Origin of the sequence: Streptomyces sp. HNM0645, assembly GCF_030056615.1 — a bacterium.
GTDB lineage: Bacteria > Actinomycetota > Actinomycetes > Streptomycetales > Streptomycetaceae > Streptomyces > Streptomyces marianii.
On the sequence record NZ_JASHLT010000027.1, the window covers coordinates 21,216 to 36,255 of the forward strand.

At 72.1% G+C, this 15,040-nt stretch carries 11 protein-coding genes and 1 pseudogene; 8 read left to right on the plus strand and 4 right to left on the minus strand.

Annotation, left to right across the window (positions count from 1 at the left end; genetic code table 11):
* Positions 1–681 precede the first annotated feature (681 nt).
* From QMZ92_RS20050 to QMZ92_RS20065, 4 genes and pseudogenes are all read left to right on the plus strand, one after another.
* Positions 682–1,185, plus strand: a complete 504-nt coding sequence (locus tag QMZ92_RS20050; protein WP_283298750.1) for a cysteine dioxygenase — start codon at positions 682–684, stop codon at positions 1,183–1,185.
* Positions 1,186–1,304: 119 nt separating this feature from the next.
* The gene (gene cofD / locus QMZ92_RS20055; RefSeq protein ID WP_283298751.1) at positions 1,305–2,261 is read left to right on the plus strand and encodes a 2-phospho-L-lactate transferase; all 957 of its coding nucleotides are present in this window, start codon (positions 1,305–1,307) and stop codon (positions 2,259–2,261) included.
* Entirely contained in the window at positions 2,258–3,556 is a 1,299-nt protein-coding gene (locus QMZ92_RS20060; RefSeq protein WP_283298752.1) for a coenzyme F420-0:L-glutamate ligase, read from the plus strand. The genes cofD and QMZ92_RS20060 overlap by 4 nt, the downstream gene beginning before the upstream one ends.
* 64 nt (positions 3,557–3,620) lie before the next feature.
* A pseudogene (locus QMZ92_RS20065) lies at positions 3,621–3,680 on the plus strand (biotin/lipoyl-containing protein); the annotation flags it as partial.
* 150 nt (positions 3,681–3,830) lie between these two features.
* On the opposite strand, the gene QMZ92_RS20070 reads toward QMZ92_RS20065, so the two are convergent.
* The 3 genes from QMZ92_RS20070 to QMZ92_RS20080 all read right to left on the minus strand — a co-directional run bounded on the left by QMZ92_RS20070 (position 3,831) and on the right by QMZ92_RS20080 (position 7,815).
* The gene (locus tag QMZ92_RS20070; protein WP_283298753.1) at positions 3,831–4,838 is read right to left on the minus strand and encodes a DNA-3-methyladenine glycosylase family protein; all 1,008 of its coding nucleotides are present in this window, start codon (positions 4,836–4,838) and stop codon (positions 3,831–3,833) included.
* Between the two features lie 303 nt (positions 4,839–5,141).
* Positions 5,142–6,233 carry a mannose-1-phosphate guanylyltransferase gene (gene manB, locus QMZ92_RS20075; RefSeq protein ID WP_283298754.1) on the minus strand — a complete coding sequence of 364 codons (1,092 nt, stop codon included), beginning with the start codon at positions 6,231–6,233 and terminating at the stop codon, positions 5,142–5,144.
* Between the two features lie 139 nt (positions 6,234–6,372).
* Positions 6,373–7,815, minus strand: coding sequence for a peptidoglycan recognition protein family protein (locus QMZ92_RS20080; RefSeq protein ID WP_283298755.1), 1,443 nt, complete (start codon positions 7,813–7,815; stop codon positions 6,373–6,375).
* Between the two features lie 127 nt (positions 7,816–7,942).
* On the opposite strand from QMZ92_RS20080, the gene QMZ92_RS20085 reads away from it, so the two are divergent.
* The 4 genes from QMZ92_RS20085 (at position 7,943) to QMZ92_RS20100 (ending at position 13,859) form a co-directional block, all read left to right on the plus strand.
* The gene (locus tag QMZ92_RS20085) at positions 7,943–8,695 is read left to right on the plus strand and encodes a TIGR03089 family protein (protein ID WP_283298756.1); all 753 of its coding nucleotides are present in this window, start codon (positions 7,943–7,945) and stop codon (positions 8,693–8,695) included.
* Between the two features lie 236 nt (positions 8,696–8,931).
* Positions 8,932–10,149: an LCP family protein gene (locus QMZ92_RS20090; RefSeq protein WP_283298757.1), complete on the plus strand. Its 1,218-nt coding sequence runs from the start codon at positions 8,932–8,934 to the stop codon at positions 10,147–10,149.
* Positions 10,150–10,381: 232 nt separating this feature from the next.
* The gene (locus tag QMZ92_RS20095) at positions 10,382–12,112 is read left to right on the plus strand and encodes an LCP family protein (protein WP_283298758.1); all 1,731 of its coding nucleotides are present in this window, start codon (positions 10,382–10,384) and stop codon (positions 12,110–12,112) included.
* Positions 12,113–12,179: 67 nt separating this feature from the next.
* Positions 12,180–13,859 carry an LCP family protein gene (locus tag QMZ92_RS20100; protein ID WP_283298759.1) on the plus strand — a complete coding sequence of 560 codons (1,680 nt, stop codon included), beginning with the start codon at positions 12,180–12,182 and terminating at the stop codon, positions 13,857–13,859.
* Between the two features lie 120 nt (positions 13,860–13,979).
* Here the strand turns inward: QMZ92_RS20100 and QMZ92_RS20105 are convergent, their stop codons facing one another.
* Positions 13,980–15,017 (minus strand): glycosyltransferase family 2 protein, encoded by a 1,038-nt coding sequence (locus QMZ92_RS20105; protein ID WP_283298760.1) that lies wholly within the window; start codon positions 15,015–15,017, stop codon positions 13,980–13,982.
* Between the last annotated feature and the right edge of the window lie 23 nt (positions 15,018–15,040).

Here is a 15,040-nt window from a genome sequence, read left to right on the forward strand (position 1 = left end):
GTGCGCCCCTCGTCTGTCTTTGCGTCCCCGTGATCCGGCCGTGAGCCGTACCGATTTCGGCCGAACGACACGAGTGAAATTACAAGTGTGTGGATCCGGGCCAGTCAAGCCGAGATCTGCTATTGGGCCCCGTATTCACTCTGCGGAACCAAGCGTATGCGGAAAGTGTTTAAATCACCAAAAACTATGACACTCGCCGCCGACCCGACCACGCCCTCCCCCTCCCGCGATGCCGCACCGGCGTCCACCGGCGCCACAAGGAAGGACGTCCCGCACTTCGATCTTGTTGCGATCCAGCCACACAAGCGATCCGGATCACAGTCCGATCACAAGAGCGCAACGACGTTTGAGGGCACAGTTGCAGCGCCATGTCTCCGGCTCGGTCGAAGCACAAACCTTTCTCCGACCGGAGTAACCGGATGAGGTGAAACATTGCCGCCAAATCGGTCATCAAGTTGACATCCGGAGCCGTGTTCGTCACCTTGGATGGCATGCCAGCGACCACAGCGCCCTCCGCGACCCACGCGACCCGTGGGTTCCGCAGCGCTGTCCAGGCGCGCTGTTGCTGTTCCAGCTGTTGATGCCGTAGCGCTCCAGCTCTCCCCGGCCCGCCCGTTCCCGGCGGGCTTCGCGACACCCCAGCACTGACCTTCCGTTTCTGCCGAGGAACCACCGCACCCCATGAACAGCGACAGCGACCTCCAGATCGCCGGCGACATCCTCGAGGTCCCGCACCTCCTCCAGCCCGCCAAGGAGCACCCGTCCACCGTGGCCGAGTTCGCCGGACTCGCCCGGTCCATCGCCGAGGACCGCGCCCAGTGGGCCCCGCTCGTCCGGTACGACGCCACGACCCGGTGGTACCACCGGCTGCGCACCGGCCCCGGTTACGAGGTCTGGCTGCTGTCCTGGGTCCCGGGACAGGGCAGCGGACTTCACGACCACGGCCCCTCCTCCGGCGTACTGACCGTCCTGGAGGGCGAGTTGACGGAGCGGACCGCGCGGGCCGACCGCGCCCTGACTGCCGGCGCGCAGCGCGTCTTCGCCCCCGGATACGTGCACGAGGTGGTCAACGACTCGCTCGAGCCGGCCGTGAGCCTGCACGTCTACTTCCCGGGCCTGACCGAGATGCCGATGCACACGGCCCACTGCTCGCCGGCCGCCCGGCAGGACGCCGTCGTCGCCTGACCGCGGCCCGCCCGTACCGTCCGGCCCGGCAACGCACCCACGCCCGCAGCCTGCCACCGGCCCCTCGGCCGGCGGACCGCGACTCATCCCGGGGTGCCGGCGCCTGACACACTCTGGGCATGCGCATTGTGGTTCTGGCCGGTGGCATCGGCGGTGCTCGTTTTCTGCGTGGCCTCAAGGCGGCCGCCCCCGAAGCCGACATCACGGTCATCGGCAACACCGGTGACGACATCCATCTGTTCGGGCTGAAGGTCTGCCCGGACCTCGACACGGTGATGTACACGCTCGGCGGCGGCATCAACGAGGAGCAGGGCTGGGGACGTTCCGAGGAGACCTTCCAGGTCAAGAGCGAGCTCGCGGCGTACGGCGTGGGACCCGAGTGGTTCGGGCTCGGTGACCGCGACTTCGCCACGCACATCGTCCGGACCCAGATGCTCGGTGCGGGCTATCCGCTGAGCGCCGTCACCGAGGCGCTGTGCGCACGCTGGCAGCCCGGGGTGCGGCTGCTGCCGATGTCCGACGACAGGGTCGAGACCCATGTCGCCGTCGACGTCGACGGCGAACGCCGGGCCGTCCACTTCCAGGAGTACTGGGTCAGGCTGCGGGCGTCCGTCGACGCGCAGGCCGTCGTGCCCGTCGGGGCCGAGCAGGCCAAGCCCGCACCCGGCGTGCTGGAGGCGATCGGCGAGGCCGACGTCATCCTCTTCCCGCCGTCGAACCCCGTCGTGAGCGTGGGGACGATCCTGGCGGTGCCGGGCATCCGCGAGGCGATCGCCGACGCGGGCGTTCCGGTCGTGGGGCTCTCCCCCATCGTCGGCGACGCCCCCGTGCGCGGCATGGCCGACAAGGTGCTAGCCGCCGTCGGCGTCGAGTCGACGGCCGCCGCCGTGGCACGGCACTACGGGTCGGGGCTGCTGGACGGCTGGCTCGTGGACACGGTGGACGCGGCCGCGGTGGCCGAGGTCGAGGAGGCCGGGATCCGCTGCCGGTCGGTACCGCTGATGATGGCCGACCTCGACGCCACGGCCGCGATGGCGCGCGAGGCGCTGGCGCTCGCCGAGGAGGTCCGCGGATGACCGCACCCTCCTACCGGGTGTGGGCGCTGCGGGGACTGCCCGAGGTACGGCCCGGAGACGACGTCGCAAAGCTGATCGCGGCCGGTGAGCCCGGGCTGGTGGACGGCGACGTCCTGCTGGTCACCTCGAAGATCGTCAGCAAGGCGGAGGGCCGGATCGTCGAGGCCGGCGACCGCGAGGCGGCCGTCGACGCGGAGACGGTACGGGTGGTGGCCCGCCGCGGTGCCCTGCGCATCGTCGAGAACCGGCAGGGGCTGGTGATGGCCGCGGCCGGGGTGGACGCCTCCAACACCCCCGCCGGGACCGTGCTGTTGCTGCCCGAGGACCCGGACGCCTCGGCCTCGCGCATCCGGGAAGGGCTGCGGGACGCGCTCGGCGTCGACGTGGGCGTGGTGATCACGGACACCTTCGGCCGCCCGTGGCGGGCGGGGCTCACCGATGTCGCCATCGGCGCGGCGGGCGTTCGGGTCCTGGACGACCTGCGCGGCGGCACCGACGCGCACGGCAACCGGCTCGACGCGACGGTCGTCGCCACCGCGGACGAACTCGCCGCGGCCGGTGATCTGGTCAAGGGCAAGGCGGCCGGGCTGCCGGTGGCGGTGGTCCGAGGGCTCGGCCATGTCGTCGCGGACGGGACCGACGGCGCCCGCGCGCTGGTGCGCCCCGCGGCGGACGACATGTTCCGGCTCGGCACCTCCGAGGCGGTACGGGAGGCGGTGGCCCAGCGCCGCACGGTGCGCGCCTTCACCGACGAGCCCGTGGACCCGGGCGCCGTCCGCCGCGCGGTCGCGGCCGCCGTGACCGCCCCGGCTCCGCACCACACGACGCCCTGGCGCTTCGTGCTCCTCGAGTCGGAGGCCTCACGGCTGCGCCTTCTCGACGCGATGCGCGAGGCCTGGATCACGGACCTGCGCCGCGACGGCAAGTCCGAGGAGTCGATCGCGAAGCGCGTGCGGCGCGGCGACGTCCTGCGCAACGCGCCGTATCTGGCGGTGCCCTGCATGGTCGTGAACGGCTCGCACCACTACGGCGACGAGCGCCGCGACGCCGCGGAGCGCGAGATGTTCGTCGTCGCGACGGGCGCGGGCGTCCAGAACTTCCTGGTGGCGCTGGCCGGCGAGCGACTCGGGTCGGCGTGGGTGTCGTCCACGATGTTCTGCCGCGATGTCGTCCGCGAGGTGCTGGACCTGCCGTCCGGCTGGGACCCGATGGGCGCGGTCGCGATCGGGCACGCGGCACAGGCGCCGAAGGAGCGGCCGGCACGGGACGCGGGGGCGTTCGTCGAGGTGCGGTGAGCTCGGGGTCAGCGGGTGACGGGGCACGACGGCCGCGGCGTGCCCCTCCTGCGTCGAGGCCGACGAGCCGCTGCTCGAGGTGTCGACCGACAAGGCCGACACCGAGATCCCCGCACCGGCCTCCGGCGTCCTGTCGTCCTCGTGCCTCTCCCCCAGGTGCTGTCCGTGCCCCGGCGCCCTCGGTTCCCCCGGCAGGAGGTCGGCGAACTCGGCACGCGCGCACGCAGCCCACCCCTCCCCCAGCGCACTCGAGGAGTGTGAACGCCCCTCCGGATCACAGTCCGCCGATGTCCCAGCGCGGCATCTTCGGTGTGCGGCGGGGCGGGGTCCGGCCGCCGAGGAGGACGAAGCGGGCGGCGCGGTGGCGCTGGCCGGCGTACGGGGCGAGGAGTTCGAGCATCACCGCGTCGTCCGCGTTCCGGTCTCCCGCGAGGGCGTAGCCGACGATGCGCGGCAGGTGGAGGTCCCCGAGGGTGATCGCGTCCGGGGCGCCGTTGCTGCGCTGGACGGTCTCGGCGGAGGTCCAGGGGCCGATGCCCGGGATCAGCTCCAGGCGTGCCATGGCCGCCTCGGGCTCCATCGCTGCGGCCTCCTCCATCCTGCGCGCGGCGCGGACCGCGCGCAGGATCGTGGACGCGCGCTTGTCGTCGACGCCCGCGCGGTGCCACTCCCAGGAGGGGATCATCGCCCAGGTGCGGGCGTCCGGCATGACGCACATCCGGTCGGAGCACGGGCCGGGTGCGGGTTCGCCGTACTCGCGTACGAGGAGACGCCAGGCGCGGTACGCCTCGTCCGTGGTGACCTTCTGCTCCAGGATCGACGGGATCAGGCTCTCCAGGACCAGTCCCGTGCGGGTGAGGCGCAGTCCACGGCGGCGGCGGTGGCTGGCCGCGACGAGGCGGTGGCGCGGCTCGAACGCGTCCGGGTCGTCCAGGTCGCCCAGCATCGCGGGCAGTTGATCGAGGAGCCACTCGGCTCCCGGACCCCACGCCTCGGCGTGCACCGCCGCGCCCTTCGCCGTCACGCGCAGCGTGCCGGGGCCGGCGGGCGTCCGGGCGGCGCGCCACACGGAGCCGTCGGGGGTCGTACGGAACGTCGGGTCGCCCGGGCCGCGCCGCAGCGGTCCCAGCACCAGTCCGAGGTCAAGTGGGCCCGGCGGGACGTACGTCCGCTCCCGGCCCCCGGCGGTCGCCGCCCCGGTCCTGGGCGCGGGTACGGCGACCTCGCCGCCGCGCACCGTGGTGCGGGTGACTGCGGGCCGGGAGGTGAAGCGTCCTGCCACGGATGGGTGTCCTGGGTGCGGGGGGTGTGCCGAGGTCTGCCCCGAGCCTAAGGGCTGTGGCTTCGCAGCGGGACCCCGCGACCGCCCGCGGGACCGCGGTCCGGCACGGGCCGCGGTCCACGGGTGCGGGGCAGCCGCTCCGGCTGCGGGACACGTCGTCCCGGTGCACGGGCGCGGGACCGCCGGGCGGCCGGTCCGGAACGGGGGCGCGGGAAAGTGGGGCGCAGCCGGACCGGGCGCGGCGGACCGCCGGGCCGGCGGCGCGTTGCCGCACCGGCGTCGGGTCACCGGGCGGGCGCTCGGCTACTGGTCCGAGGAGAAGCGGATCGCGCCCGCCGGGATCGCGGCGTCGCACCAGACCCGGACGCCGTCGCGCAGCTCGTTGTCGGGCCCGACGACCGCTGCGTCGCCGACGACCGCGTCCGTGAGCACCGTGCGGGCGCCCACGCGCGCGCCCGCGCCGATGAGCGAGTCGGTGACCACCGCGCCGGCCTCGACCACCGCGCCGGCCAGGAGGGTGCTGCCGCTGATCCTGGCGCCCTCGCCGACGGTGGCGCCCTCCCCTACGACGGTTCCTCCGGTCAGCTTGGCGTCGGCGGCGACCGTCGCGGTCGGCAGGACGAGGCGGTCCCCGCAGCGGCCGGGCACCGCGGGCGACGGGGCCCGGCCGAGGACGAGGTCGGCGGAGCCGCGGACGAACGCCTGCGGGGTGCCGAGGTCCAGCCAGTACGTGGAGTCGACCATGCCCTGGAGGTGGGCCCCGGAGCTCAGCAGATCGGGGAAGGTCTCGCGCTCGACGGACACCGGCCGACCCGCCGGGATGCCGTCGATGACGGAGCGGCGGAAGACGTACGCGCCCGCGTTGATCTGGTCGGTGACGATCTCCTCCGGGGTCTGCGGCTTCTCCAGGAACGCCGTGACCCTGCCGGTGGCGTCCGTGGGCACCAGACCGAAGGCGCGGGGGTCCTCGACCCGGGTCAGATGCAGCGACACATCGGCTCCCGAGGACCGGTGGGTGCCGACGAGCGCCGGGATGTCCAGTCCCGTGAGGATGTCCCCGTTGAAGATGAGCACCGGGTCGTCCGGGCCCGACCTCAGTCGGGAGGCGACGTTCCGGATCGCCCCGCCCGTGCCCAGTGGTTCCACCTCGGTGACGTACTCCAGATGCACACCGAGCGACGAACCGTCCCCGAAGTACGGCTCGAAGACCTCCGCCAGATACGACGTCGCCAGCACGATGTGCTCGACGCCCGCGGCGCGCGCCCGCGCCAGCTGGTGCGTGAGGAACGGCACCCCCGCCGCAGGGACCATGGGCTTCGGCGTGTTCACGGTGAGCGGGCGGAGTCGTGTGCCTTTGCCGCCGACCAGGAGGATCGCTTCTTGGGCCTTGGTCAATTGCCTTCTCTGCTTCCTTCTGGGGCCGGGCGATTCGCGCGTATGACCGGCCAGTCTATGCAGCCTGTGCGTACGTACGTATGCGGCACCGCCGGACCAATCGGTCCGGCGGACGCGCCGGATGACGGCCGGTGGGTCCTCAGCGGCCCTGCAGTTTGGCCGCGAGCGCGCGGGCCGTGCCGAGTTGGCCGTAGAGGCGGGCGCCCGGGCAGTCGGTGGCGAATCCGTCCCGGTGCCCGGAGATGACGTGGAGCCTGGCCTTCGTACCCTTCGCGTATCTGTTGCCGCCGCCCGACGTCAGAAATGTCGTGGCCTTCGGGTTGGCCCCGAAGAGCCCGAGCTTCCATGCGGCGAGTTTGGCGATGGCGTCCACCGCGGCCTTGGGCGGAGTGGTCGAACTGTACGTTCCGAGCACGGCGATGCCCATGCTGTTGGCGTTGAAACCGCGTGTGTGCGCGCCGAGGACCGGTTTGGCCACGCCTCCCGCCCTGCCTTCGTAGATGTTTCCGCACTTGTCCACGGCGAAGTTGTAGCCGATGTCGCGCCAGCCGCTGCTCTCCACGTGGTAGCGGTAGATACTGCGGAGGACGGAGCCGGACTGCTGGCAGGTGAACCGGTTGCCCGTGGCGGTGTGGTGGACGAAGGCGGCCTGGACCGTCTTCGTGTAGACGAACTGCTTCTCGCGCAGGGCCTCGTCGGCACCCCAGCCCTTGCGCGTGACGATACCGGGGCGGGGCCCGATGTACGGCTTGGCGACCCCGTACGCCGCGGCCTCCGCCCCCGTCTCCGCCTTGCTCAGCGGGAGGATCGCGTCGGAGCCGAGGGGCGCGAGGTCCGCGTTGACGGCGGAGGCGGCCGCCGACTCGGGCGTGAGCGACGCGGTGAGGGCCGGATCGCCGATGGCTCCCGGCAGTTCCTCGTACACGCCTTCGCCGGGCACGGGGATCTCCGGCCTCTCCGGGAGGCGGGCGAGCGGCGCCGGGTTCTCCTCGCTGCCGGGCTGCGGGTTCTCCTGGCTCCCGGGCTGCGGGTCGCCCGGCTGCGGGCTCTCCGGTTCATCGCCCGGGTCGACGAGTTCCAGCCGCAGCCCTCCGGGAAGGGGCGGCGTGGCGGCGCGGGTCGAGCCCCGGGCGGGCTCGGGCCGGACCCGGACCGCCACCGCGTCCGAGTCGCCGACCCACAGGGGGGCGGTCGCCCCGCGCACCCTGCCCTCGGCCCACTCCTCGGAGCCGGGGTCCGGGGCGTGTTCGAAGTCGTGGGTCTCCACGTCCTGCCACTCCGACCACGCGCCCGAGCCGGTGGCGCGGGTACGGACCTGGACCGAGCCGTGGAGCTCGCTGTCCGGGTCGTCCCACACGACACCGACGAGGGAGAACGGCCGGGTCTCGCGCTGCGGCAGACCTTGGGCGACCGCCCCGCCGGCCGAGCGTTCGTAGCCGGTCAGGGGAACCAGGGGCAACGACTGCGTAGAGCCCGGGAGATCCGGCACGCGCGGCGCGGCGGAGGCCACGGGGGTGAGCGCGGGAAGAACGAGGGCGGCGGTGCAGGCGACTCCGACGGAGGATGCAAGGTAGGCACGCATGGCTCGATCCTTGGGCGGCGGCAGGGGATCCGCCCACCGGGAAACCGGCGCTCCGTCGCCCCGTCCGGGGGACGTCGTCACCGGGACGGCCGCACCGGCGCGGCGGGCGCGGCGTACCCTTGCCCGGGTGAACGCCAGCGAACGCACCCCGGCCGACCTGCTGCGATCCGCGCTCGCCGCGGACCCCGCACGCCCGTTGGTCACCTTCTACGACGATGCCACCGGTGAGCGCGTGGAATTGTCCGTCGCCACCTTCGCCAATTGGGTGGCCAAGACATCGAACCTCCTGCAGGACGGCCTGTCCGCCGAGCCGGGCGACCGGCTCGCCCTGCTGCTGCCCGCGCACTGGCAGACGGCGGTGTGGCTGCTCGCCTGCTCATCGGTGGGAGTCGTCGCGGACGTCGGAGGCGACCCGGCGGCCGCGGACCTTGTCGTGAGCGGCCCGGACACCCTCGATGCCGCCCGCGCCTGCTCCGGTGAGCGGATCGCGCTGGCGCTGCGCCCGCTCGGCGGCCGGTTCCCTCAGCCTCCCGAGGGGTTCGCCGACTACGCGGTCGAGGTCCCCGGCCAGGGCGATCGCTTCGCCCCCTACGTACCGGTCGACGCGGACGCTCCCGCGCTCGCCGTCGGTGGCGTGGAGTTCACCGGGGCTCAGCTCGTCAAGCGCGCCCGAGCGGACGCCGCCGATCTGGGCCTGGCGCCCGGGTCGCGACTGCTGTCGGGCCACGGGTACGCGAACTGGGAGGGGCTGTCCGCCGGACTGTACGCGCCCCTCGCGTCCGGCGGCTCGGTCGTGCTCTGCCGGAACCTGGACCGGCTGCCGGCGCAGGACCTGGAGAAGCGGATCGGGAGCGAGCGGGTGACGGGCACGGCGGTCTGATCCTCCGGCGCCGCCGCACGGCTCCGCCGACGGGCCCCGGACCCCGGTCGCCCCGACCCGCGCCGCTCGCACGGGGCCACCCGCCGATACGGCCCTGACCAGCGACGTCGTACGGCCGACGCTGCGGATTTCACCCGTTCGGCCCAGTGGGCACCGGGCCCGCAGGCCGCGGCGGCAGGTCCGGTGGATCATCGGCGGTGGGTACTGCGACAGACCACCGCGAGGACGGACGCCACGTGACCGACAGCGCCGGCACGCCCGCCGAACCTGACGACACCGCGGAGCACGCCGCCGGTGACGGCTCCGGTGCGGGCGGCGGGGGGCGCGGGTACGGGAAGAGGCGGCACCGGAGCATGCGGTGGGTCGCGCTGGGCGTCTCGCTCCTGGTGCTGCTGGGCTCCGGGGTCGGCTGGTGGCTGTACCGCAAGCTGGAGGGCAACATCACCACGGACCTGACCGCCGTGGAGGAACTGGAGCGCTACGACAGGGAGCGCCCACTGCCCGCACCGCACGGCGCGCAGAACATCCTGTTGATCGGCTCCGACAGCCGCGCCGGTGCCGACAACGGCAAGTACGGCCGCGACAAGGGCGTCCAGCGCTCGGACACCACGATCCTGCTGCACATCGCGGGCGACCGCCGGAGCGTGACCGCGGTGTCCGTGCCCCGCGACCTCCTGGTCGGCATCCCGAGCTGCCGTACCGCCGAGGGCACCCGCAGCCGGGCGCAGTACGCCCAGTTCAACTCGGCCTTCGCCGTCGGCGGTGCGGCGTGCACGATCCGCACCGTCGAACGGCTCACCGGCGTCCGGATCGACCACCACATGGTCGTCGACTTCCACGGCTTCAAGAGCATGGTCGACGCCGTGGGCGGGGTGACGGTCTGCCTTCCCGCGCCCATCGACGACGCGGACGCGCATCTGAGGCTGAAGGCCGGCAAGCACACCCTGAACGGCGAGCAGGCCCTCGGCTACGTCCGCGCCCGCAAGTCCCTCGGCAACGGCAGCGACACCGAACGCATGGACCGGCAGCAGCAGTTCCTCGGCGCGTTGTTCAACAAGATCCAGAGCAACGGGGTCCTGCTGAACCCGGCCCGCCTCTACCCCGTGCTGGACGCGGCGACCCGGTCGCTCACCACCGATCCGGGCCTGGACTCCCTGAAGGACCTGTTCGATCTGGCCCGCTCCCTGCGCGGAGTACCGACGGAGCGCGTGCAGTTCCTCACCGTGCCGCGCCGGCCCTACCCGTACGACCCCAACCGCGATGTCCTCGCGCAGCCGGCGGCGAGCAGACTCTTCGAGCGCTTGCGCAAGGACGCCCCGGTGCGTGTGGTACCCAAGGAGACGACGGCGAGCACCGCGGGGGACACGGAGCGTGACAGCGGGACGGGGTCGCAGAACCCTTCGGCGACCCCCACGTTCTCCGGCACCAACGCGACATCGGCCGGGTGCGGGTAAAGCCCTGCCCAAAGAGTCACCGGCAGTCCATGGAGATTGGGTGGATTGCCCGGTTGTAAGGGGCGTGGAATTTGTCACGGACGTCGCCCACCGCTGAACTGGGCGGATAGTGTGACGCGATCCGGTACATCAGGCCGGCCAGGCCGCGGTCATACACAACCGGACCGACGAATCGAGCGTCTCCCGGGGGGAGGGACGCCGCGCGTGGCACCGACGGAGGACTCAAGCAACCGTGGATGCGCAGAGCCGTGGGCAGGCGGACGAGATCGACCCCGCCGACCAGTGGGTACTGAACCCGCAGACGGGTAACTACGAGCTGCGACTGGACCGTTCCGCTCCGAAGCCGCCCCCCTCCCGCTCCGCCGGCGTCGCCCCCGGAACTTCCGGCCGCCGCGGCCCTTCCGGCGCCACTCCCACCACCGCCGAGGTTCCGGGACAACGCACGCGGCGCTCGGCGCGTGGCGGAAACCCGCCGGGCGGCGGCGACGGAGGGCGCGGCTCGCAGCAGACCGCCGCGGGGCGCCGGAAGCGCAAGCCGCCGAAGAGCAGGAAGAAGAAGGCGATGCTGTGGACGGGCGGCGTGATGGCCTGCGTCCTCGTCGCCGGCTCGGCCTTCGCGTACTACCTGTACGAACGGCTCAACGGGAACCTCAACACGGTGGACGTCGGTGACGCCGGCTCCAAGGGCATCACCAAGGACGGCCCGGTCAACATCCTTCTGCTCGGCACCGACAAGCGCACCGGCGCGGGCAACGAGGGGTACGGCGACAAGGGCAGCACCGGACACGCCGACACCACGTTCCTCTTCCACGTCTCCGAGGACCGCACCAACGCCACCGCGCTCAGCATCCCGCGCGACCTGATCACGGACATCCCGGACTGCCCCACGAAGCAGCCCGACGGCTCGACGAAGATAATCAAGGGCTCCCAGGGCGTCCGCTTCAACGAGAGCTTCGGCGTCGAGGGCCGCGACCCGGGCTGCACGATGCGCACGGTCAAGCAGATCACCGGCGTTCCGGTCGACCACTTCATGATGGCCGACTTCAACGCGGTGAAGACACTCTCGACCGCCGTCGGCGGTGTGGAGGTCTGCCTGGCCAAGCCCATCAGGGACAAGGATTCCAAACTGGATCTCCCGGCCGGCAAGCAGAAGGTCGAGGGCGAGGACGCCCTCGCCTTCGTCCGCAACCGGCACGGCCTCGGCAACGAGAGCGACCTGGACCGCATCAAGCAGCAGCAGCAGTTCGTGGCGTCGATGATCCGGCAGATGAAGGAAGACACGCTGGGCAACCCGAAGAAGATGTTCGCGGTCGCGGAGGCCGCGACCCAGGCCCTCACCGTCGACAGCGCGATCGGGGACATCCCCAAACTGACGGCCATGGCCCAGGAGCTCGGCAAGATAGACGTCAAGCACATCAGCTTCGCGACCGTGCCGGTGGTCGACAACACCGACGGCGCCACCGTCCTCCTCGACGAGGTCAAGGCTCCGCAGGTGTTCAGCATGCTCCAGAACGACATCTCCTTCACCGAGGTCAAGAAGAAGGAGTCCGCGGCCAAGAGCAAGCAGGCGGCCCTGCTCAAGGGCCCGCGGGCGGAAGCCTCCGCCGTCCGGGTCGACGTCTACAACGGCAGCGACACCTCAGGGGCGGCGCAGAGGACGCTCAACTGGCTCCAGGTCGAGCAGGGCGTGCTCAAGTCCGCCAACAAGAGCAACGCCCCGGAGAAGACGGCCAAGACGACACTGGAGTACGCGCCGAACCAGGCCGACCAGGCCCGCAAGCTCGCGGACCTCATGGGTCTGCCGGCCACGGCGCTGAAGCCCGGCACGGAGGACGCCGAGGGCACGGAGGCTATGGTCCTCACGCTCGGTGCCGACTTCAAGGGCGCGGGGGTGCCCATCACCGCACCGGCGAAGCCGCCGGTGGACAAGGTCGAAGCAGACAAGCAGGTGTGCGCCCAGTGACCCCGGATCACCGGGTCACGCGGCGCGCCTGACGACAGGGGGGGTTCCAGGGGTGGGACGGAGCAGCGTGCAAGGGGAGGACACGCGCGAGCGTGTCCGGCACGCCGGAGAACCGGGCCGGTCCGGCGGCAGCGGCGCGGAGGAGCGCGGCGGCTCCGCCGGCACAGGCGGCGGGGAGGAATCCTCACCCGCCGCCGCGTCCGCCGGCACGGGCGGCGGACGGGTCCGGCCGCGCGGCAACCCGCGCGGCCCTGGAATACGGGGCAGACGCCGGACGCTCCGCTGGGTCGCCTCCGTGCTCTCGCTGCTGATACTCGGGACGGCGGGAGCCGGATACCTGTACTACGAGCATCTGAACGCCAACATCAAGACGGACGACCTGAACCTCGGCAAGAACGGAATGGCCGACCACAAGGCGAACGCCGCCGGCCAGACACCGCTGAACATCCTGCTGATCGGCTCGGACGCGCGCGACTCGGCCGCGAACAAGGCTCTCGGCGGCGCCCGGGACACCTTCGACGGCCCTCCGCTGGCGGATGTGCAGATGCTCGTCCACCTGTCCGCCGACCGCAGCAACATGTCGGTGATCAGCATGCCCCGCGACACCGTGCTGAAGATCCCGGAGTGCACGGACCGCGAGGGCAAGGTCTTCGAGGCGACCGGTTGGACCCTCACCAACGAGTCCCTCCAGCGCGGCGGGCCCGGCTGCACGGTGGCCACCTGGTACAAGCTGACCGGCATCACCATCGACCACTTCATGCAGGTCGACTTCGCAGGCGTCGTGTCCATGGCCGACGCGATCGGCGGTGTACCCGTCTGCGTCACGCAGAACGTCCACTCCCGAAACAGCGCGGGGCAGGGCTCCGGTCTCAAACTGAAGGCGGGCACGACCTTCGTCAAGGGCGAGCAGGCGCTGCAGTGGCTGCGCACCCGCTACGGCTTCAAGGACGGTACCGACCTGGCCCGTACGGAAGCCCAGCACATGTACATGAACTCGATGGTCCGCGAGCTGCGCAAGAGCACCAAGCTCACCGACCCCGCCAAGCTGCGGAACCTGGCCGAGGCGGCCACGTCCGCGCTCACGGTCGACGCGGGGCTGGACACGGTGGCGAAGCTGTACGCCCTCGCCGAGGAGTTCCAGCAGGTCCCGACCGAGCGCATCACCATGACGACGATGCCGAACTTCTACACCCACCGGCCCTATTTCGCCGGCAAGGTCGAACCGCTGCAGCCGGACGCGGAGCAGGTGTTCCGCATGGTGCGCGAGGACATCCCGCTCGACGGGAAGGCGTCCAAGCGCACGGCGCCGGCCGCTGCGAAGGACCCCGCCGCGGCACCGGACGAGATCGGTGTGAGCGTGCAGAACGGCACGCACACCGATGAGCTGGGGGCCGCGAGGGGGCGCGCGACGGAGATCGCGGGCGTGCTGACCGGCAAGGGCTTCACCAGGGCGACGGCGGACAAGCAGACCAACCCGCAGGAGCGGACCGTGGTGTTCTACCCCAGCGCGGAGCTCGCGGGCGACGCGCAGGCGGTCGCCAAGGCCGTGGGACTGCCCGTCTCGTCGGTGAAGAGGTCCACCGACGTGTCGGGAGTGACGCTGGTGGTGGGCGCGGACTGGCGCGAGGGCGCCGCCTACCCGAAGCCCGCCGCCGAGGACGACGGCAAGGCCCCGTCGTCGGCGAAGCCGCTCAGCGCCGACAACACCAAGGCCTGTATGCCCGTGCAGCCCGGATTCACCTGGTAGTCCGCGACGGAACGCCCGTCCCAGGGGGCTCCGCAACCGCGCCGGCCCCTCCCCCACGAACGGGGCCGTCCGAAGCGCTGCGCTTCGGACGGCCCCGTTCGTGGGCGTCGGCCCGCGTGGTCAGGCCTGCGTCGGTGCCGTCACCGCCGGCCGGCGGCTCTCGATGACCTTCCTCGCCAGCGAACGCGGGCTCGTCAGGAAGCCGAAGCCCCACGACATGTGCATCGTCGCCAGCGCCACCGGGATCTGGAGACGGGCCTTCAACGGGAGGCCCTTGCCCGCCGGGACCGAGCCCGCGGCGATCGCCGCGAGGTAGCCGCCGGGGATCACGAAGCCGAGCGGTGTCAGCGTCGCACCCGCCACCAGGCCGGCGGCGATCGCGCAGACGGCGGTCGGCGGGGCGAGATAGCGGAGGTTGATCGACCCGGAGTGGTAGCGGGCGACGACATGGCGCCAGCGGCCGTAGTCCTTGTACTGCTTGGCGAGCGCCTTCACGGAGGGGCGCGGCCGGTACTGCACCCTGAGCTCGGGCGAGAACCAGATCAGTCCGCCGGCCTCGCGGATGCGGAAGTTCAGCTCCCAGTCCTGGGCGCGGATGAACTCCTCGTTGTAACCGCCCTGCTGCTCCAGCGCCTCACGGCGGAAGACGCCCAGGTACACGGTCTCCGCGGGGCCCGCCTCGCCGCCGGTGTGGAAGGCTGCGTTGCCGACGCCGATCTTCGAGGTCATCGCCGCGGCGACGGCGTGCTCCCAGTCGTTCTCGCCCTCGGCGTGCATGATGCCGCCGACGTTCTGCGCGCCGGTCTCCTCCAGGAGGCGGACGGCCGTCGCGATGTAGTTCGGCGACAGCATCCCGTGACCGTCGACGCGGACGACGATCGGGTGGCGGGATGCCTTGATCGCGGCGTTGAGCGCAGCGGGCGTACGGCCGGAGGGGTTGGGAACCGTGTGCACCCGGCCCCAGGGGTTCGAGGCCGTCTCGCGCACCAGCTCGGCGGCGATCTCGTCGGTGCGGTCCGTCGACGGGCCGAGCGCGATGACCACCTCCATCTCGCCCGCGTAGTCCTGCTGCAGGATGTGACGGACGGCGTCGCGCAGATGACGTTCCTCGTTGAGGACCGGCATGATCACGGAGACGGCGGGCGGGGCGGCTGGCATGGGTTCCTCGGGGTCCTGGGGTC